16 protein-coding genes and 1 pseudogene are annotated in these 18,846 nt (G+C 73.3%); 7 read left to right on the top strand and 10 right to left on the bottom strand.

All coding sequences use genetic code 11. From position 1 onward, the window contains the following. From CP984_RS39460 to CP984_RS39450, 3 genes are all read left to right on the top strand, one after another. Window positions 1–1,620 carry a VWA domain-containing protein gene (locus tag CP984_RS39460; protein WP_003980484.1) on the top strand — a complete coding sequence of 540 codons (1,620 nt, stop codon included), beginning with the start codon at window positions 1–3 and terminating at the stop codon, window positions 1,618–1,620. 260 nt (window positions 1,621–1,880) lie between these two features. After that, complete coding sequence (locus tag CP984_RS39455) at window positions 1,881–2,615, top strand: hypothetical protein (RefSeq protein WP_003980483.1); 735 nt, start codon at window positions 1,881–1,883, stop codon at window positions 2,613–2,615. A gap of 95 nt (window positions 2,616–2,710) precedes the next feature. Next, window positions 2,711–3,229: a hypothetical protein gene (locus CP984_RS39450; protein WP_003980482.1), complete on the top strand. Its 519-nt coding sequence runs from the start codon at window positions 2,711–2,713 to the stop codon at window positions 3,227–3,229. Window positions 3,230–3,304: 75 nt separating this feature from the next. Here the strand turns inward: CP984_RS39450 and CP984_RS39445 are convergent, their stop codons facing one another. Then, on the bottom strand, window positions 3,305–3,643 hold the full coding sequence (locus tag CP984_RS39445; protein ID WP_050504653.1) for a VOC family protein: 339 nt from the start codon (window positions 3,641–3,643) through the stop codon (window positions 3,305–3,307). Further along, window positions 3,609–3,803, bottom strand: a pseudogene (locus tag CP984_RS42450) (ArsR/SmtB family transcription factor); the annotation flags it as partial. The pseudogene CP984_RS42450 and the gene CP984_RS39445, both read right to left, overlap by 35 nt. 96 nt (window positions 3,804–3,899) lie before the next feature. Between CP984_RS42450 and CP984_RS39435 the strand changes: the two are divergent. After that, complete coding sequence (locus tag CP984_RS39435) at window positions 3,900–4,511, top strand: GPP34 family phosphoprotein (protein WP_003980480.1); 612 nt, start codon at window positions 3,900–3,902, stop codon at window positions 4,509–4,511. Between the two features lie 18 nt (window positions 4,512–4,529). Here CP984_RS39435 and CP984_RS39430 read toward each other — a convergent pair whose 3' ends face one another. Further along, the gene (locus CP984_RS39430) at window positions 4,530–5,525 is read right to left on the bottom strand and encodes an ABC transporter substrate-binding protein (RefSeq protein ID WP_003980479.1); all 996 of its coding nucleotides are present in this window, start codon (window positions 5,523–5,525) and stop codon (window positions 4,530–4,532) included. Window positions 5,526–5,729: 204 nt separating this feature from the next. Between CP984_RS39430 and CP984_RS39425 the strand changes: the two genes are divergently transcribed. Beyond that, the gene (locus tag CP984_RS39425; protein WP_003980478.1) at window positions 5,730–6,701 is read left to right on the top strand and encodes a FecCD family ABC transporter permease; all 972 of its coding nucleotides are present in this window, start codon (window positions 5,730–5,732) and stop codon (window positions 6,699–6,701) included. Between the two features lie 5 nt (window positions 6,702–6,706). Beyond that, window positions 6,707–7,762, top strand: coding sequence for a FecCD family ABC transporter permease (locus CP984_RS39420; RefSeq protein WP_371281636.1), 1,056 nt, complete (start codon window positions 6,707–6,709; stop codon window positions 7,760–7,762). Here CP984_RS39420 and CP984_RS39415 read toward each other — a convergent pair. From CP984_RS39415 to CP984_RS39395, 5 genes are all read right to left on the bottom strand, one after another. Continuing rightward, window positions 7,662–8,765, bottom strand: coding sequence for a UDP-N-acetylmuramate dehydrogenase (locus CP984_RS39415; protein WP_003980476.1), 1,104 nt, complete (start codon window positions 8,763–8,765; stop codon window positions 7,662–7,664). The genes CP984_RS39420 and CP984_RS39415 overlap by 101 nt on opposite strands. A gap of 145 nt (window positions 8,766–8,910) precedes the next feature. After that, a complete protein-coding gene (locus CP984_RS39410; protein ID WP_003980475.1) occupies window positions 8,911–10,218 on the bottom strand; it encodes a hypothetical protein in 1,308 nt (435 codons plus the stop codon). 226 nt (window positions 10,219–10,444) lie between these two features. Beyond that, window positions 10,445–11,746, bottom strand: a complete 1,302-nt coding sequence (locus CP984_RS39405) for an MFS transporter (protein WP_003980474.1) — start codon at window positions 11,744–11,746, stop codon at window positions 10,445–10,447. A gap of 10 nt (window positions 11,747–11,756) precedes the next feature. Further along, on the bottom strand, window positions 11,757–12,281 hold the full coding sequence (locus CP984_RS39400; RefSeq protein ID WP_003980473.1) for an allene oxide cyclase barrel-like domain-containing protein: 525 nt from the start codon (window positions 12,279–12,281) through the stop codon (window positions 11,757–11,759). 314 nt (window positions 12,282–12,595) lie between these two features. Continuing rightward, window positions 12,596–14,083, bottom strand: coding sequence for an MFS transporter (locus tag CP984_RS39395; protein WP_100246496.1), 1,488 nt, complete (start codon window positions 14,081–14,083; stop codon window positions 12,596–12,598). A gap of 25 nt (window positions 14,084–14,108) precedes the next feature. On the opposite strand from CP984_RS39395, the gene CP984_RS39390 reads away from it, so the two are divergent. Continuing rightward, window positions 14,109–14,630 carry a CGNR zinc finger domain-containing protein gene (locus tag CP984_RS39390; protein WP_003980471.1) on the top strand — a complete coding sequence of 174 codons (522 nt, stop codon included), beginning with the start codon at window positions 14,109–14,111 and terminating at the stop codon, window positions 14,628–14,630. Between the two features lie 63 nt (window positions 14,631–14,693). Here CP984_RS39390 and CP984_RS39385 read toward each other — a convergent pair whose 3' ends face one another. Together CP984_RS39385 and CP984_RS39380 are read right to left on the bottom strand one after the other, a co-directional pair. After that, window positions 14,694–17,633: a type I polyketide synthase gene (locus CP984_RS39385; protein ID WP_003980470.1), complete on the bottom strand. Its 2,940-nt coding sequence runs from the start codon at window positions 17,631–17,633 to the stop codon at window positions 14,694–14,696. Beyond that, window positions 17,630–18,838, bottom strand: a complete 1,209-nt coding sequence (locus CP984_RS39380) for an NAD(P)/FAD-dependent oxidoreductase (protein WP_003980469.1) — start codon at window positions 18,836–18,838, stop codon at window positions 17,630–17,632. The genes CP984_RS39385 and CP984_RS39380 overlap by 4 nt, the downstream gene beginning before the upstream one ends. Window positions 18,839–18,846 lie beyond the last annotated feature (8 nt).

Genomic DNA, 18,846 nt, shown 5'->3' with positions numbered 1-18,846 from the left:
ATGAGCGGGACACCGAGCAGGCTCGACGAGCTGGCGAACCGGGCCGGGACGTGGCTGGGCCGGTCCCCCACCGCTGCCGAGGGGCACACCGCGGCCGTGGTCGCGGACCCGTTCGAGCAGATCGCGTGGCGCGACACCTACGCGCAGTCGGCGGGGCTGCGTGAGCTGGCCGAGGAGCTGGCCGAGCGCCACGACCACGCCGCCGACCTTTTGGCCGACGCGTTCCTGGCCGCCTACAAGGTCGGCCCCCGGCTGCGCGAGCGCGCGGAGATGGCCCCCTCCCGGCTGGTCAACCACCAGATCATCAACTCTCTCGTGGAGTCACCGGAGTTCGCCGAGCTGCACCGGGAGACGGCCGGCGACCCGTACGCCGCCGCCATGGCCGTACTCGCCCAGGCCACCGCGCTACGCGACATGCTGGAACGCTTCCGGCCCGCCCGGGAGCAGGCCGAGCGGGCGGCGAAGGCCCGGCAGGACGCCGAAGGCGCGGCGGCCGCGGTGGATGCGGCGCTTCAGCAGGCCGCCGCTGGGACCGGTGCGGACGGCACCGTGCCCGCTCCGGCCGCCGAGGCCGTACGACGGGCGATCGACTCGGCCGAGGCCGCCGGCGCCGCCGCGCGACGGGCCGCCCAGGGCGCCGGGCAGACCCTCGCGGCAACGGCCCCCGGCCTCCGCCCCACCGCGCGGAAGGCCGTGGCGCAGGCCGCCGGAACCGTACGGGAGGAGGCGGCGCTGATGCGGGCGTGGGGCGTCGGCCCCGGCGAGCTGGAGCGGCTGCCGTACGACGAGCGCGCCCGGCTCGCCGAGCGGCTGCGCACCAGCCGCCTCGCCCGGTGGGCCGAGCTGATCGGCCGCTTCCGGCAGATGGCCGACGGCGAACGCGCCCGCAAGGTCGAGAACGCCACCGGGGAGCTGATCGGCGTCACCCTCGGCGACGACCTCTCCCGCGTCATCCCCTCCGAGCTGGCCAACCTCGGCCTGCCCGAACTGCGCGCGGTGTTCGCCGCGCGCTACGCCGCCGGAGAGCTGATGCTCTACGACAGCCAGGGTGAGCGGGCCACCGGCCGGGGCGCCATCATCGCGTGCGTCGACACCTCGCACTCCATGTACATGGAAGGGCCCGGCGGCGGCACCCGCGAAGCGTGGGCCAAGGCGTGCGCCCTCGCGCTGCTGGACCAGGCCCGCCACGCGAAGCGCGACTTCGTCGGCATCCTCTTCTCCTCCGCCGGCAGACTCCGGGTCTTCCGCTTCCCGGCCGGGGAGCCCGCCCCCACCGCCCGGGTGCTCGACTTCGCGGAAACCTTCCTCGGCGGCGGCACCAGCTACCAAAGCCCCCTGTCCGCGGCCGTCGGACTACTGGAGGAGGAGTTCGACAACGCCGCCCGCGCCCGCGGCGACATCGTCATGCTCACCGACGACGAGTGCGACGTCACCGAGACATGGATGCGCGACTGGAACAACGCCAAGCACCGCCTGGACTTCCGCGTCTTCGGCGTGGCCATCGGCGCCCCCCGCGCCGCCGAGACCGACTCGGTCCTGGACACCCTGAGCGACAACCTCCGCTCCGTGGAGGACTTCATGGATGTGCAGGTGGCGGCGGACCTGTTCCGGGTGATCTGAAAGCGCGGCGATCACGCCGGCCTCGGCAGCCGCCTGCCGGCGCCGTACAGGCCCTCGCTTTCGACTCCCCCGACGAGTTGCGGGAGGACAACTCGTTGCCTGGAGCACGACGTGAGCCAAGTTGACACATAACCCCGGCTTTACTTCTCCTTGGTATCGCCTTGACCATCATTTGCCGGTAGCGTCCCGTCCCGATCGGTGCTCCCGATCGTCATCTGTTCGCCGGTTCCCCAGGGCCGTTGAATGCCACCGGAGGATGCATGCCCCGTCGTATCACCGCCGCCATAGCCTCCTGCACGCTGAGTCTCGGGGCCCTTGCCTCGGGCGCGGGCGTCGCCGCCGCGGCTCCGTCGGCCCCCGCCATCGACGCGCGCGCCGCGGCCGTGGACCGGTGCAGCTACCAGGTGGTCCGCTCCGACGACTCCCGCTACGCCTACTCCGTGCGAGGTGTCGTCGCCGGCAGCGCCCGCGAACTGCCGGTTCAGAAGGAGGACTTCGTGAGGTTCTCCGGCGGCTGGCTGAAGGTCGCCCAGGTCGACGCGTGTTCAGGCGGGCAGGGACCGGCTCCCGAAACGCTCAGCGTGGTCGGCAAGCTGGAGAACCCGGAATACTACGAGCCGTCCGTGCCACGCACGATCCGCAGCGACGCCGTCAAGCCCGGCGCCTCCTCGTTGATCCCGAAGGCGCCGGCGCTGACGTCCGTCACCCGGCTCGACGCGGCCACCGTCCGCGTCACCTGGGAACCCGCGCAGGGCAACCCGGACCGGGTTCTCCTGATGGAGCGCAAGCCCTTCTACAGCAGCGAGATCGACCTGTGGCACCCCTACACGTTCCAGCGGGACGCCCCGGCCGGAGCCACCTCGATGGACCGCAAGCTGGAGCGCAACCCCGGCGTTCCCCCGGCGAGCCGGTCGCACGCCTACTGGATGCGCGTGATCAAGGGCGGCTTCGTCAGCGACCTCCGGGCCGAGAAGCCGACCGCCGTGGAGCCGTAGCCGCCGGCTTTCCGAGCTGAGGCTGTCCTGGCCGTGCACAGAGCGGCACGATGGTGGGCGCCGCGTGTCCGGTTCGCTGACCTCGGGGGCGAAGGATGCTGGAGAAGTTCAGGGCGCAGGCTCGGGGGCGAAGGGCAGCACGTCGAACGCACGCCGACTACACCGGTGGCGTCTACGGTTCGCTGCTCGCCGCCTCCGTCGTGGTCGGGGCCAGTACGCTCGGCGCCTTCCCGAGGCTGGAGCTGGCGTTGCTGCTGCTGGCCACCGGGGTCGTCTTCTGGCTGGCGCACGTCCATGCCCAGCTCTTCGGCGCCCGTATGGCGCAGCGCACCCTGAACAGGGCGACCGTGCTGCACGTGTGCCGTGAGGAGTGGCCCATCGTGGAGGCCGCCGTGCCGTCCACGGTCGCCGTGCTGGTCAGTCCCCTGCTGGGCCTCGACATCCAGGGCGCGTTTTGGCTCGCCCTCGCCGTCGCGCTGATCAGCCAGATGGGCTGGGCCACCGCTGCCGCGCGGCGCGCCGGCGCCGTCCCGCGCCAAGTGGTCCTCACCGACGCGGTCAACCTCGTGATCGGTCTGCTGATCGTGGCCCTCAAGTTCGCGCTGAAGCACTGATCCCGGGGGCACGATGCGGCGGCCACCTCGGCCGAAAGCCTCCCGTACCCGCCTCGCGCCCGCTCCCTACGCCCCCTACGCCCCTTGCACGATCAGAATCAGATTGCCGCAGGCGTCGTCCAGCACCGCGGTGGTGACACCGCCCACCTCCAGCGCCTCCTGGGTGAACTCCGTCCCGAGCTCGCGTAGCCGGTCGTACTCCGCCCGGACGTCGTCCACGGCGAAGGAAGCGGCCGGGATGCCGTCCTGGGCCAGGGCCGTCTTGTACGGCGGGACCGCGGGATGGCCGGAGGGCTCCAGCAGGAGTTCGGTGCCGTCGGGGGCCTCCGGGGAGACGAGGGTGAGCCAGCGGGCCTCGCCCATCGGGATGTCGTGCTTCTTCTGGAAGCCCAGGACGTCGGTGCAGAAGCGCAGCGCCGATGTGCTCCAGGGGCCGGGTGTTCAGGTCGTGGAACCTGTAGCGGCCCTGGCGGCGTGTGGCGACCAGACCGGCGGATTCCAGGACGGCCGGATGCCGGCTGATCGCCTGTCGGGACAGGCTCAGGCCGTGTTTGGTCACCAGCCGCGCGCCAATCAAGGCGGGTTACGCCTTACGGAGGGCGTGTGCGGCCCGCCCGGCACGGTTACAGTCGGCGCTGTCCCGCCCGACGCCCGCACTCCGGAGCCGCTGATGACCACACCCCGGGACCTGTCGATCACCGCCGTGGAAGCGGGGGCCGGCCGCGCCGTGGAGCCGGGCGACCTGTCGCTCGCGCTCGCCGGGGCCGAGGTGATCGATCTGCTGGAGGCCGGCGCCCTCACGCTGGACGGCGACCGCATCGTGCCCGGCGGGGGCAGGCCGCCGGGCGATCCCCTGCTGTCCGAGGCCGCCGCCGCGCTGGTACGGCAGGAGCCCTACGAGTCGGTCGAGGACTGGCTGTGGCGCCGGGGCCGCGGCCTGTCGGAGGTCTATCGGCGCGTGCTCGTGGCGGAAGGACAGATGGCCCGGCGCCGTCGCCGGTGGGTGCCCGCGCGGGGCGGCCGGGTGGAGCCGGTCGACTCACCGGCCCGCCGTCACGCCGCCGACCGCTGGGCCTCGGGCGAGCCGGTCCTCGCCGCCCTCGCGGCCGCCGCCGGAATCCGCGACCGGGCGGCCGACGGCGACGAGGCGCCCGACATCGCCGACGACGCCGTGCTGACCGTGCTCGCCGCCGTCAACGAGGCGGTGGTGGAGCTGGAATCCGTACGGCAGCGGCGGACCGTGGAGAAGGCGGCCTTCGACAACATCTGGCGGGGCGCGTGAGGGCCGGAGGGCGGGCGGTCAGGCCGGCAGGCGGTGGGTGCGCTCCAGTGTCGTGATCAGGTCGTTGTAGAAGCGGGTCATGGCGGGGTACGTCATGACGGGCTCGGGGTTCCAGGGGGCGGTCTGGCCGGCGCGGACGGCCGGGAGGCTCTGCCAGACGCGGTTGGTGGCGAGCTGGTCGCGCTGGAGGCTGCTGGTGCGGACGTCCATGAGGATCAGGTCGGCGGGGTAGCGGTCGGCGTCCTCCCAGGAGAGCTTCTGCGCGTAGGCGCTGGTGCCCGTGGGCGGCACGACGACATCGAGGCCGAGGCCCTTGAGGTCGGGGAGGCCGGGCCATGCCTCGCGGGCCACGCGTAAGCCGTCCGGGTCCGCGGAGACGAACAGGACGCGCAGGCGGGGGCGGGCCTTGATGGTGTTCTTCAGGCGGCGGCGGGCGTCCTCGAAGGCCGTACGGTCATGGTCGCGGACCTCGCCGCCGAGCGCGTGGGCGAGCTGGGCGAAGCGGTGGACGGCCCGCGGGATCTCGGTGTGGTACACCTCCAGGCCGACGACCGGGGCCAACCGCCTTACGAAACCGAGGGTGTTGGGCTCTATCTGGTGCGCACCGAACTGGAGGGTGTCGACGACGAGATCGGGGGCGAGCCTGCCCAGGACTTCGAGGTTGACCTGTCCCCAGGTGCGGCCGAGCAGCGTGGTCCGGTCCAGGTCGACGCCGCCCAGGATGGCGGTGTTGACGCCCCCGCCGCTGGTCTGGATGCCCCCGTACACGCCGACGGCACGGATGCCGTACTCCCACAGGGCCGCCGCGGCGGTCGCGTACGCCACGACCGTACGGGGCCGCCGGGGCGCGCCGACGGACGTACGGGTGTCGTCGGTGAACGCCCACCGCCGGGGTCCTTCGGGGCGGGCAGCGGCCGGGCGGGCGCAGCCCGCGCTCACCAGGCCCGCTCCCACGGCCGCCGCACCGGCCAGGAGCCGCCGCCGGCTCCACGGCGCACCGTCGGTGTGCAGCATGGCTGATCCTCTCTCGTCGGTTCGCACCACTTTCCCTCGAAGATCATGGACGGCCTTGCGAAGTTAGGCCAGCCTTTCCATAGTCCTGCTGTGGCACATGTACCGGAACAGATCACTCAGTCGCCGCCCCCGCCGGGGCGGGCGAACCCCGCGGACCCGCCCCGGCGTTGGCCGCACCGGCGGTTACGCCTGGCCGCCGGGCTCGTGGTGGCGCTCGTCGTCCTGGCGGCGCTGGCCACGGCCGGCGTGATGATGGGCAGCAAGCCGCTGTCCGCGCATACGGTCGGGGACGCCCTGTTCCGTTTCGACCCGTCCGACACCGAGCACTTGGTGATCCGCTCGTTACGGCTGCCGCGCACCGTCGTCGGGCTGCTGGCGGGGGCGGCGCTCGGGCTGGCGGGCGCGGTGATGCAGGGCGTCGCCCGCAACGCGCTGGCCGATCCCGGTGTGCTGGGCGTCAATTCGGGTGCGGCGCTCTTCGTGGTCGCCGGGATCAACTTCTTCGGGGTCACCTCGCTGTCGGGTTATGTGTGGTTCGGGCTGGCGGGCGCGGCCGTCTCCGCCGCGGTGGTGTACGCGGTGGGTTCGATGGGCGCGAGCGGGGCGACCCCGCTGAAGCTTGTCCTGGCCGGGACGGCGACGACCGCGGTCCTCACGTCGGCCACCCAGGCCGTACTGCTTCTGAATGTCAGCGCGTTCGACCAGTTCCGGTTCTGGCAGGTCGGGTCGCTGGCCGGGCGGGACGAGGCGGTGGCCTGGCAGGGGGCGCCGTTCGTGGTGGCCGGCGCGGTGCTGGCGCTGGCGCTGGGCCGGTCGCTCAACCTGCTGGCGCTGGGCGACGACACGGCCAGGGCGCTCGGACAGCGAGTGGTGCGCGTACGCCTGGCCGCGGCGCTCGCGGTGGTGCTGCTGAGCGGCACGGCGACCGCGATGGCCGGGCCGATCGGGTTCGTGGGGCTGGCGGTGCCGCATGTGGCTCGCATGCTGACCGGCGCCGATCACCGCTGGCTGCTGCCCTATTCGATGGTGCTGGCGCCGGTGCTGGTGCTGCTGGCGGACCTGGTGGGGCGGCTGGTGATCCGGCCGACCGAGGTGCAGGTGGGCATCGTGACGGCGGCGATCGGCGCGCCGGTCCTCATCGCCATGGTGCGCAGCCGGAAGGGGGCGGCGCTGTGACGGCCGTGAGCGTGCGGACCAGGAGCGTCCGCGGCGCCGTGCGACGGCGGCGCGCCCGTCCCGTGGTGGTCGTGCTGGCCCTGGCGGTGCTGCTGACCGCCGTCGCCCTGCTGGTGGTCGGCGACTTCGTCGTACCGCTGCCCGAGGTGATCGGTGTGATCACCGGCCGGGCGGACTGGAAGAGCCAGTTGTTCGTCCTCGACATCCGGCTCCCCCGCGTGCTCACCGGGCTGCTGGCCGGTCTGGGGTTCGGCATGTCGGGCGCGATCTTCCAGAGTCTGGTACGCAATCCGCTGGCCAGCCCGGACGTCATCGGCATCACCTCCGGCGCGAGCGCGGCGGCCGCGACCTGCATCGTGGCGCTGGGGCTCGGCGGTATGGCGGTCTCGGCGGGTGCGCTGGCCGGGGCGCTGGTCACCGCCGTGGCGATCTATCTGCTGTCGTGGCGCGGCGGGCTGTCCGGCCAACGGCTGGTGCTGGTCGGGATCGGTGCGACGGCCCTGTTGTCCAGCCTGGTCTCGTACTTGATGACCAGCGCGGCGGTCTGGGACGCGCAGCAGGTGCTGATCTGGCTGACCGGCAGTCTCAGCGGCCGCACCTGGACGCACACCACGACGCTGGCCTGCTGTCTGGTGCCGCTGGCCCTGGCGGCTGCCGCGCTGGCCCGTCCTCTGAACGTGCTGTGCCTCGGTGACGACCTGGCCCGGGGCCTGGGCCTGTGGGTCGAGCGGAGCCGGCTCGCGCTGCTGCTGACCGGGGTGGGGCTGGCGGCGACGGCCACCGCGGCGGCGGGCCCGGTGGCGTTCGTGGCGCTGGTCTCCGCGCCGGTCGCCCGCCGCCTGGTACGCGACGGCGGGCCGGCCCTGGCGGCGTCGGCGCTGGTGGGTGCGCTGGTGACGCTGGTGTCCGACTTCGTCGCGGAACACGCCTTCACCCCCGTGGAGTTGCCGGTGGGCGTCGTCACGGGCGTGGTGGGCGGGCCGTACCTGCTGGTGCTGCTGGTGACGGCCAACCGGGCGGGTACGTCCGCGAGTCGCCGAGGAAGTCGACTTCTGAGGTGAGCGCCACGCCGGTGTGCCGCAGGACGGCGCGGTGCACGGTGCCGACGGCCTGCCCGAAGCTGGCCGCGCTCGCGCCCGACCGCGCGACCAGCGTGTAGTGCCGGGAGGAGACGCGGACGCCGTCGGCGACGGCCGTCCGCAGCCCGAAACCGGCCCGGTGGATCAGCCAGCTGGCGCTGACCCGGGTCGAGCCGTCGGGGAAGGAGTTCAGCGGGGCACCGGCCGCGCGCAGCCGCGCCTGCTGCGCGCCGGTGACCTCGGGGCTCAGGAAGACGCTGCCGACCGTACGGTGGTCGATGCCGGAGTCCTCCAGCACCATGCCCTTGCCGCGGCGCACGGTCAGCACGGCCCGCGCGGCGTCCCGGAGCGGCACCCGGCTGCCCACCGGGACGTCCAGGACGCCGGCGACGCTGCGGTAGGTGATGGGTGCGCTCAGCAGGGACGGCCGCAGCGCGAGGACCAGGGTGAGCAGCGTCCAGCGGGTGGTTCCCTTGAACTTGCTGGTGCGGTGGCCCAGGGCGCATTCGGCGGCGGACAGGGTCACCGCGCGGCCCAGCTTCCAGTCCCACGCCCGTACCCGCACGAGGCAGTCGCCGATCTCCTGGCCGTACGCGCCCACGTTCTGCACCGGGGTGGCACCGACCGTGCCGGGGATGCCGCTGAGCATCTCCAGCCCGGACAGGCCCTCTTCGACGGTCGTCTCGACCAGGTCCCGCAGCGGGTGGCCGACCTGCGCCTCGACCAGGACCCGCCCGTCGGGCGCGGTCCCGCGCACCTCGACGCCGCGGGTCGCCAGGCGCAGTACGGGGCGGCTGCTCCCCGCGTCGCTGACGAGGACGTTGCTGCCGTGCCCGAGGCAGAAGGGCGCGGTGCCGTACCGGTTCGCCCAGGCGACGACGGCGGGGAAGTCCGCGAGGTCCCTCAGTTCGGCGAGGGCGGTGGCCGGGCCTCCCAGGTGCAGCGTGGTCATCGGCGCCAGCGGTACTCCGTACGCGATGTGCAAAGTGTCCCTCCTCCAGACGCAACTGCCCGGTCACGGTCCGGCCGGGCGGCACGGAGGTCCGGTGGGCGGGACGCGCTGCCGCGTCACCGGCCGCGCCACGCAGCGGCGGGAACCGTACGGCACCGGCTCCCGCCGCGGCCCGCGCTCAGCCGCAGGAGGCCAGCCGGCGCGCCTCGTCGAGCACCTCCGCCGTGTCCTGGGCGATCTGCCGGGCCACCATCGCGTCGCAGCGCGCGAAGCGGCTGCGCAGCCGGGTCAGCCGGACGCGGGCGCGGTGCGAGGTGACCCGCTCCCAGAGCCCCAGCGCCTCCCAGGTCGCGGCCGCGGCGCCGTCCACGTCACCGTGCGCCAGCCGGGCCTCGGCCAGTGAGGTCCAGTGCAGCAGCCGGTTCAGCGGCTGGCTCTCGCCGAACAGCTCCAGCCCGCGCACCAGGTGGCGTTCCGCCCATGCGGACCTGCCGACATCCAACCAGGACCGGCCCGCGTCGGCGACCAGTACGGCGGGGGTCACCCAGGACGCCCACGGCTCGGTACGGCACTCGCCGTCGGCCTCGATCAGCTCCTGGGCCTCGTCCAGGGCGCGGCGGCAGCCCACCGCGTCCCCCAGCGCGGCGTACGCCCTGGCCAGCCGGCTCGCCAGCAGCGCCTGTCCCGGCCCGGGGGCCTCGTCCTGGGTGCCCTTGCGGGCGATCTGGATCAGCCGCAGCGCCTCCCGGCCCTGGCCGCTCCAGGTGAACCGGTAGCTCAGGCAGGAGATGACGTACGCGGCCAGCGCGCGGTCCCCGGCGATACGGGCGGAGCGCAGCGCGGCCAGGAGGTGGCGCTCGCTCTGGCCGGCCATGTCGAGGTCGGCGGCCATCCAGCCGACGACCTGGGCGAGTTCGGCGGCGGTGCGGTGCAGCCGCAGCCCGGTCGCGCGGCCGTAGCTGCACTCGGCGATGAGCTTGCGGGTCCACCGCAGCTCCTGCACCGCCCAGTCCATGACCAGCTCTCCGGCGCGCTCGTCGCCGAGGCGGCGCAGCTGGGCGCTGCGGTCCTCCAGCACCGACAGGATGTGGGGATCGACCTCCTCGCCGCGCAGCCGGCAGGTCATGGGCGGGTCGTTGCCCACGAGCCAGTCCACGGCGGTGGCGACCATGTCCTGCGCGGGCAGCGGGTCCGGCGCGATGCCCGCGGAACGCTGCCGCGGGAGCGTTGCCTTTTCGGCCACCGGAGCCGGAAATCGGTCCGGCCAGAGATCACGGACCGTGACCGGCTCCCCGAGCTTTTCGGACAGAATTCTCGCCACGATTTCGGGAAGTTGACGCCGCGGCAGGGAGCCTTTGAGCCAATTGTAGGGAGCCTTGTCGCTGATCGTGCCCCCGCCGCACACCCGGTTGATCTCGCGGGCGAGCCGGTCCGGGGACCAGGACAGTCTTTTCAGGCAGGCGGACAACGTTACGGAGTCGCTCACGGCAGCCTCGCCCCGCCGCCTAATACGCGCATGCCCGGGAGAAACCGCTCGCTCTGCTCGTACCGGTCGGACATACCGCTGTGCACAAAACCCCTCCAGCGCTCGCGAACGAAGCACTGGGCAGCCTAACCGGAGGCCGACAGGCGCAGATCACCACCAGCAGAAAATTATCGCAAAGTCGCTTTGCGTTATGCGCACGGCAATCCCGGTACCAACCGAAAGTGTGCTATAGGGCCAGGGCTTCGTCTCCTTCCGTGCGGGGCGCGGCCGCGGGCGCCTGCCCGGGACGCGGCGCGAGCAGCCGCCGGTACAGCAGGATCCCGGCGCCCAGGACGGCGGCGGCGAACACGAAGGGCGCGCCGAACGACCCGGTCACCTCCGCCAGCCAGCCGGTGAACACCACACCCGTCGTGGTGGCGGCGGCGTTGGCGAAGTTCATCAGCCCGCCGGCCGCGCCCACCGCGCCGGGCGGCGCGAGCAGGCCGGGCAGGCTCCAGGCCGCCGGGGCCGCGACCGCGAGCCCGCCGAGGGAGAGCGACATCCACCCCATGGCGGCCGGGCCGTTGGGCGCCGTACCCGCGAGGCCGACGGACGCGCCCACCGCGAGGCCGCAGGTCAGCACGGTCCTGCGGACCTTCATCGGGTCGCGTCCGCCCCGTACGAGACGGTCGGCCAGCCAGCCGCCGAGGGCGAGTTCGGCGACGGTGGCCACGATCCAGGGGACCGCCGAGTACAGGCCGGAGCCCAGGGTGCGGGTGCCGAACTGCCGCTGGAAGAACTCCGGCATCCAGGTCAGGACGACGTTGATGGCGTAGCCGTAGCAGGCGAAGCCGAGCGCCATCGTCCACAGGCGGCCGGAGCGCAGCACCGGGCGCAGGACGGAGCCGCGCGGCCGGTCGGTGACGCGCGCGCCGCCGGCCGCCAGGTGCGCGCGCTCGGCGGCGCCCAGCCGGGGGTGTTCGGCCGGGTCCCGGTAGCGCCACCACCACACGGCGGCGAACAGCAGGCTGAGCACGCCGGTGAACTGGAATCCGGCGCGCCAGCCCCAGGTGCTCACCACGAGGGCGAGCACCGGCAGCCCGATGACGTTGGCCAGTTTCGTGGCCCCGTCGAAGAGCGCGGTCGCGCGGCCGCGTTCGGCGGTGGGGAACCACGTGGCGGTGGCCTTCGCGGCGCTGAGCATGAAGGGCCCCTCGGCGATGCCCAGCAGCAGCCGCGAGACGATGATCAGGCCGAGCCCGCCCGCGACCGCGAGCAGCAGGCTGGCCACGCCCCACAGCGTCACCGCGACGCGGTTGAGCCACTTGACGCCGATCCGGTCCACCAGCGCGCCGGCCGGCAGCTGGACCAGCCCGTAGGACCAGCTGAACGCCGCGAGGACGACGCCCAGCCGGCTCAGGCTCCACCCGAACTCGTCGGCCAGCTGCGGCGCCGCGACGGACAGCACCGTACGGTCCGCGAAGTTGACGAGCAGGCCGCCCGCCAGGAGGGCGCCGATGCCCCACCGGGCGCGTCCGAGGGAAGACACCGGGCCCCTCTCACCTGCCGCCGGTGGCGCACAGGACGATGTTGGCGCGGAACAGCCGGCGGGGTTCCTCCTGCCGGATCTGCCGCACGCCGACCAGGCCGTGGTAGGCGCCGCCGGTGCCGACCGCGTGCAGGCTCTGCCACTGGCCGGACCACACGGCGGTGGAGTCCATCCAGCCGGACGTGACGACCGTGCCGTCCGGGAACTCGATCTCCTCGCGGTAGTAGGACAGCACATGGCCGTCCCGGGGGTGTTCGAACACCTTCCAGCCGCCGCCGGTGATGGTGCCCACGGTGGTCCCGTGGGCGTCGGTGAGGCGGTCCACGTGGGTGTTCCGGTCCCCGACCGTGGGCCCCACCGTGGTGGCGGCGTGAAAGGTGATGTCCGCGTGCTCGGCGAGCCCGGTCCGTACGACGCACCCCGTGCCGCTCTTGGTCTGCCCGACGTCCGGCAGCGGGCCGTCGAGGGCGGTCAGACACTGCGGGCACATCGCGGGAATGCCGGGCACCGGCAGCGGACTGGGGGTGGGGGTCATATCTCCCTCGTTTCACGGGTCGGTCGGGCAGCTATTTCGCCGGGGCGGCCGGTATTCAGCGGCGTCCGAGGCATCAAGAATCTAATGGTGCCGCGCCTCCGAATTCACTAGAACCGTCCGGCACCGGCGGTCCGGCGAGTACGGGAGCTCCGTCGGTCGGCACGAACAGCGTTCCGGACGCCGGGAAGGCACATTCTCGCCACCGCCCGGGAAAGGGACCGGCGAACCCGTCGCAAATGCTGTGCCGGTCCCTTTCCCCTGTCAACCGTTGGATGTCGGGCGAGAATACGCGAAGCGGAAATGTGGTCAGTGGTTCACACCGTGCCCACAACCTCCTTGGATGTACGCCCCCGGATTCCGAGGAGCCACATCGCGGCGAGTCCGGCGGCCAGGGTGATGACGCCCGCGAGGAGGAATACCGCGTCCAGCCCGTCGGCGTACGCCGTGCCCGGGGCCGGGCCGCTGTCCGGCACGTACTGGTGGAAGAAGGTGCCCAGCAGCGCGATGCCCAGGGCGAGGCCGAGCTGGCGGGCGCTGTTGGCGGCCGCGGCGGCGACACCGCTGTGCGCGGCGGGCGCGGCGGACATGGCGACGGCAGGCAGGACCGGCGAGACAAGCCCCGCGCCGACGCCGGTGATCACCAGTCCGGGGAGCAGCGCCGGCCAGGACGAGCCGGGCCCCACCATCAGCAGCACGAGGTTGCCCACGCCGACCACCACGGAGCCGCCGCCGAGGGTCCAGCGGGCGGGGATGCGGTGCAGGGCGCTGCCGACCAGGGCGGAGGTGGCGAAGAAGGCCGCCGGCTGGACGGTGATGACCAGGGAGGTGGCGAAGGAGCTGAGCCCCACGCCGTTCTGGAGCCAGAGGGAGAGCACCGGCAGGAAGCCGAACGCGGCCAGGTAGTAGCCGCAGGCGGCGAGGAGCATGCCGTCGAAGGCGGGCTTGCGGAACAGTTCCAGCGGGAGCATCGGGTGGGTGACGGCCCGCTCGACCAGGACGAAGACGACGAGCAGGACGGCGCCGACGGCGAAGCCGAGCAGGGTGGTGGTGTCCGTCCAGCCCGCCTCGCCGCCGCGGATGAAGCCGAAGGTGATGCCGATCGCTGCCAGGGTGAACGTCACGATGCCCGCCCAGTCGATGCGGGTCGGCCGGCTGGCGTCGTTGACCAGCACCTTCAGGGACAGGGCGATGGTGGCGGCGCAGACCGGCACGGCACCGTAGAAGATCCACTGCCAGGACAGGAACTGGGTGAGCATGCCGCCCGCGACGTTGCCGATGCCGGCCGCGGCGCCCGCGACCGCGCCCCAGACGGCGAACGCCTTGGCCCGGTCGCGGCCGGTGTAGGTCAGGCCGATCAGCGGCAGCAGCGTGGCGAACATCGCGGCGCCCGCGACGCCCTGGACCGCGCGGGCGGCGATCAGCACCCCGACGTCCGGGGCGAGGCCGCAGGCGAGGGTGGCGGCGGTGAAGACGGCCAGGCCGAGGACGTACAGGCGCTTGCGCCCCAGGTTGTCGCCGAGGGAGCCCATGCCGAGCAGCAGGCCGGCGAGGGCGAGGGTGTAGACGTCGACGATCCACTGGAGCGATCCGAAGCCCGCGTGCAGGTCTCGCGCCATCTGCGGCAGCGCCACCGTCACGATCGTCGCGTAGACGAGGAGCATGAAGGTGCCCAGGCATGTGGCGACCAGGGGGAGCCATTTGCCGGGGGTGGGGCGGGGAGTTGCGGGGGTCTGTGCGGGCGCGGGTGCCGGGGGTGCTTCTCCGACGGCAACGGGGCGCCCGTCGGCCAGTGGTGAATCCATGGGATCACTCTGCTGTAATGGTCTTATGCAGCTGAACCCTTACGGGGAGGACCCCGTCCGCTTCGTGACCGACCTCACCAACTCCCCGCCCACCAGCGCCTCCGAGCTGGCCGAACGCTGCGAGGCGGCGGGCATGGTCCTCGACCGGCCCGCCACGGACGACGACCTCGCCGAGGTGCTGGACTACCTCGCCCGCTGGGCGGAGGTCGTCGACGCCCCCACGGACGAGCGGCGCGCCGCCCTGCTCAACACGCTGCTCGCCGAGGCGTCCACCCACCCCCGGCTGACCGACCACGCCGACGGCGGCTGGCACATCCACTACCGCGAGGACGACCTCGGGGCCGCGGGCATCCTGCGGGCGGTGGCCAGCGTCGGCACCGCGCTGCACCTGACCGGCCTGGGCATGCACCGGCTGGGCCGCTGCGCACTGGCCGAATGCCCCAACGCCTACGCGGACTTCACCCGCGCCGGGCGCCAGCGGTACTGCTCGCACGCCTGCGCCAACCGCGACGCGGTGCGCCGCCACCGCGCCAAGCGCGCGGCCTGAGAAAGCCCCGGCGGGCGGCGGCACCGACATCGCCGCCGCCCGCCGGGGCCCGGCCGGGGTTCCTCAGTTCCCCCGCCCGTCCAGCACGGCCGCCAGCCGGGCCGGCGTGGCGTGCGTGAGCACATCGCGTACGGACACCTGCGTCCGCAGCACCTCGGTCAGACGGTTGGCGATGCGGGTCGCGAGCAGCGAGTGCCCGCCGAGTTCGAAGAAGTCGTCCTGCACGCCGACGGGTTCGTACTCCAGGAACTCCTCCCACAGCGCGACGACTTGCTTCTCCGTCTCGCTGTCCGGGGCAGCGTACGCCGTCCGCAGCCCGCCGGGCCGGGCCGTCCGCGTCTGCGGCCGCTCGGGGTGCCGCTCCTCCGAAGTGCCCGCCGTCTGCTGACCGCCGCGCGGCTCGATCCAGTACCGCTCGCGGGCGAACGGATACCCCGGCAGCGCGACCCGCCGCCGCGGAACCCGGTGCAGCGCGCGCCAGTCCACCTCCGCTCCCGCGAGCCACAGGTCACCGACGCCGGAGAGCAGGGTGGCCCGCTCGCTCTCCGCCTCCGTGGGCCGCGGCATCGTACGGACGACAGTCAGCCCCTTCCGCGCGCCGAGCGCCGCTCTGGCCAGCGAGGAGAGGGTGGTGCCCGGTCCGACCTCGACCAGGGCGCAACGGCCGGTGGGCAGGGCGGCGCGCAGCGCGTCGGCGAACCGTACGGGGCGGCGGATGTGTTCGCCCCAGTAGGCGGGGTCGGTGGCCTGCTCCGCGGTGATGGCCGCGCCCGTGACGCCGGAGGCGAACGGCAGCCGTGGCGCCGCCGGGCGCGCGGCCCGTACGGCGTCGGTGAACGGCGCGACGGCCGGTTCCATCATCGGGGAATGGAAGGCGTGCGAGGTGTGCAGCGGCCGGGCGGAGACGCCCTCGGCAGCGAGGCGCTCGGCCAGTTCGGCGACGAGGGGTTCGGGGCCCGAAGCCACGCACAGTTCGGGCGCGTTGACGGCCGCGATGTCCACGCCGTCCACGAGCAGTTCGCGTATCCGCTCCTCCGGGGCCTGGACCGACAGCATCGCCCCGGCCGGGCGTGCGGCCATCAGCCGGCCGCGCAGCGCCACCAGCCGCAGCGCCTCCTCGACGGTGAACACGCCCGCGAGGCAGGCGGCGACGTACTCCCCGAGGCTGTGGCCGGCCATGCCGTCCGGCGTGATGCCCCAGGAGGCCAGCAGCCGGGCGAGCGCGTACTCGACGGTGAACAGCGCGGGCTGCGCCACCTCGGTCGCCGTCAGCCGCTCTGCCGGAGCATCGCGGTTCAACAGCAATTCCCCCACGTCAAAGCCCAGTTCGCCGCGCAGCACCTCGGCGCAGTGGTCGAGGTGTTCGGCGAAGACCGGCTCCGCCGCGTGCAACTCGCTGCCCATGCCCGGGTACTGGGCTCCCTGGCCGGGGAACAGGAACACCGTCTTGAGCCGTCCGGTGCCGCTCTCCCCCGTGTGTTCCGCGTACGGCCCGCTCCCCGTACGGAGGAGGGTGCGGCGGTGGCGCATCGGTGACCGGCCGGTCTGCAGGGTGTACGCCGCGTCCGCGAGGTCCGGGGCGCCGGGCTCCGCGAGCCGGGCGGTCAGCCGTCGCGTCGCGGTGTCCAGGGCCTCGGGGCTCTTCGCCGACAGTACGAGCAGCTGCGGCCCGTCGGTCTTGGCTCCGTCGGCGGCCGTGGTGCGCGGTGGCTCCTCCAGGATCACGTGTGCGTTGGTCCCGCCGATGCCGAAAGCGCTGACCCCGATACGGCGCGGGAACTCCGCCGCATCCCAGGTGCGCAGCGCCGCGTCGACCCGGAACGGCGTCGCCGCGAAGTCGATGCGCGGATTGGGCTCGGTGAAATGCACCGTGGGCGCGAGCTGCCGGTGGCGCAGCTGGAGGACCGCCTTGATGAATCCGGCGATGCCCGCCGCCGACTCCAGGTGCCCGATGTTGCCCTTGACCGACCCGACGGAGCAGAAGCCGCTCGCGTCGGTGGTGTCCCGGAACGCCCGGGTGAGCGCCTTGATCTCGATCGGGTCGCCGATCGGGGTGGCCGTGCCGTGCGCCTCGACGGCCGTGACGCTGCGCGCGGGCACGCCCGCGACCCGCAGCGCCTCGCGGACCACCCGCTCCTGTCCGGCGACCCCGGGCGCGGTGAAGCCGACCTTGTCCGTACCGTCGTTGTTGACGGCGGACCCCTTGACGACGGCCAGCACGCGGTCGCCGTCGGCCAGCGCGTCGGCCAGCCGCTTGAGGACGACGACGCCCACGCCGTTGCCGAAGACGGTGCCGGCGCCGCGCGCGTCGAAGGGGCGGCAGTGGCCGTCCGGGGAGTGCACCATGCCGCGCTCGGCGAGGTAGCCCGCGCGCTGCGGCACCCGGACGCAGACCCCGCCGGCGAGCACCACGTCGCACTCGTCCACGAGCAGCGCCTTGATGCCCTCGTGCACGGCGACCAGTGAGGTCGAGCAGGCGGTCTGCACGCTGACCGCGGGCCCGGTGAAGCCGAGGCGGTGCGCGGTGCGGGTGGCGAGGTAGTCCTTGTCGTTGTGGATCTGCTGCTCGAACACGTCCGCGTCGAGCACGATGCGCCGGCCGCCCAGGAGGTTCGACATCCAGTACGCGGGCATGTTGGCCCCGGCGAAGATGCCGCCGCGGCGGACCGACGCCGGGTCCAGGGCGGCGTCCTCCAGGGCGTGCCAGGAGCACTCCAGGAAGAGCCGCTGCTGCGGGTCGAGCAGGGCGGCCTCGCGCGCGCTGAAGCCGAAGAACCGGGCGTCGAAGAGGTCGTGGCCCCCCAGGAGCGAGGCGACGCGGACGTAGTCGTCCCGCTCGAACAGCTCCCGTCCGATGCCCTCGGCGAGCAGGTCGTCCTCGCTCAGCGCGGTGATCGACTCCACGCCGTCCCGCAGGTTCGCCCAGAACGCGTCGAGGTCCGGGGCGCCGGGGAAGCGCCCCGCCATCCCGATGACCGCGATGTCCCGGGAAGCGGGCGTCATCGGGCGGTTCCGGGCGCGGGCCGCGCGGGCGCCGGGCTCAGCGCGTGCCGGGCGATGTCGTACGACGTACCGCCGTCCAGGGCGAGTTCGGCGCAGACCCGGCCGAACAGCGGGACGAGTTTGAACGCCCAGCCGGCGACGGAGACGACCACGTTCTCGCCGCCGTCGACGAGGCCCGCGGCCGTGCCCAGGTAGAACTGCCGCGACGGGTCGCCGGGCAGCACGGCCAGGCAGGTGGAGGTGCCGGTGGGCTCCGGGTCGACCCACGGCATGTGCGCGCGGACCCAGTCGGTGACCCGCTCGACGTGCCGCGGGTCGGGCACACCGGTGGCCCGGCTCGCGTGCTCCAGGGCGTTGACCTCGAAGTCCGGGCCGAGGCGCACCTCGTCGGAGGTGGACCAGGGGTTGGGTGGGAAGCCGTAGAAGAGGTTGGTGTCCTCCTCGGTGGGCTTCTGGAAGGCGAACCAGAACGGCCGCTGCACGGAGGCGTCCCGCTGCCGCAGGGTGACCAGCGCCATCTCGTACGCGTGCAGGTCCAGCGCGCCGCCGCCCCAGGGGGTGATGAGGTCGTTGGCCTGCGAGCCGTTGGCGAGGACGACCTTCGCGGCCCGGTAGGCGGCCCGGTCGGTGCGGACCGTCACCCCGTCGCGGTCCGGCGTGGCCTCCAGTACGGCCTCGTTGCCGCGCAGCACCGCGCCGTGCTCCTGGGAGAGCTGGAACAGCGCGGCGAGGGTGCCCCGTACGTCGATGGCGCCGCCGTTGCGCTGGAGGAACCCCTCGAAGTGGCCGGGGAGTCCGGTGAAGCCGTAGCGCTTCTCGATGTCCCGGGCGGTCAGCCATTCGTACGCCACGGACATCTCGTCCATGGCCCGCGCGGTGTCCGCGATGTGCCCTTCGTTGGTCTCCACCTCGACGTCGCCGAACCACAGGCTGCCCAGCTCGTGGATGAGTTTGCGGCCGGTCAGCCGCTCCAGCTCCGCCCACATCGGGCGGGTCTGAAGGGTCAGCGCGAAGATGTCCTTCTGGGTGTACTGCACCCGCCAGTGGCGTTCGGCGCCGCTCGATCCGGAGCGCTCGTTCAGGAAGCCGTACTGGTCCAGTACGAGGACCCGGTGCCCGCCGCGCCGGGCCGCGTGCCAGGCGGTGGACAGGCCGATCGGCCCGCCGCCGACGACGATCAGGTCATAGGTCTCGATGCCGCTCATGGACACTG

Source organism: Streptomyces rimosus (genome assembly GCF_008704655.1).
Lineage (GTDB): Bacteria > Actinomycetota > Actinomycetes > Streptomycetales > Streptomycetaceae > Streptomyces > Streptomyces rimosus.
Note: the sequence above shows the minus strand (reverse complement) of the source record. Positions and strands in the feature narration are given on the sequence as shown.

What these genes read in the sequence shown, in the direction of transcription:
- CP984_RS39455 (WP_003980483.1), top strand. Translation starts at nt 1,881, where the DNA reads ATGCCCCGTCGTATCACCGCCGCCATAGCCTCCTGCACGCTGAGTCTC.
- CP984_RS39390 (WP_003980471.1), top strand. Translation starts at nt 14,109, where the DNA reads ATGCAGCTGAACCCTTACGGGGAGGACCCCGTCCGCTTCGTGACCGAC.
- CP984_RS39380 (WP_003980469.1), bottom strand. Translation starts at nt 18,838, where the DNA reads ATGAGCGGCATCGAGACCTATGACCTGATCGTCGTCGGCGGCGGGCCG.
- CP984_RS39385 (WP_003980470.1), bottom strand. Translation starts at nt 17,633, where the DNA reads ATGACGCCCGCTTCCCGGGACATCGCGGTCATCGGGATGGCGGGGCGC.
- CP984_RS39460 (WP_003980484.1), top strand. Translation starts at nt 1, where the DNA reads ATGAGCGGGACACCGAGCAGGCTCGACGAGCTGGCGAACCGGGCCGGG.
- CP984_RS39435 (WP_003980480.1), top strand. Translation starts at nt 3,900, where the DNA reads ATGACCACACCCCGGGACCTGTCGATCACCGCCGTGGAAGCGGGGGCC.
- CP984_RS39400 (WP_003980473.1), bottom strand. Translation starts at nt 12,281, where the DNA reads ATGACCCCCACCCCCAGTCCGCTGCCGGTGCCCGGCATTCCCGCGATG.
- CP984_RS39395 (WP_100246496.1), bottom strand. Translation starts at nt 14,083, where the DNA reads ATGGATTCACCACTGGCCGACGGGCGCCCCGTTGCCGTCGGAGAAGCA.
- CP984_RS39430 (WP_003980479.1), bottom strand. Translation starts at nt 5,525, where the DNA reads ATGCTGCACACCGACGGTGCGCCGTGGAGCCGGCGGCGGCTCCTGGCC.
- CP984_RS39450 (WP_003980482.1), top strand. Translation starts at nt 2,711, where the DNA reads ATGCTGGAGAAGTTCAGGGCGCAGGCTCGGGGGCGAAGGGCAGCACGT.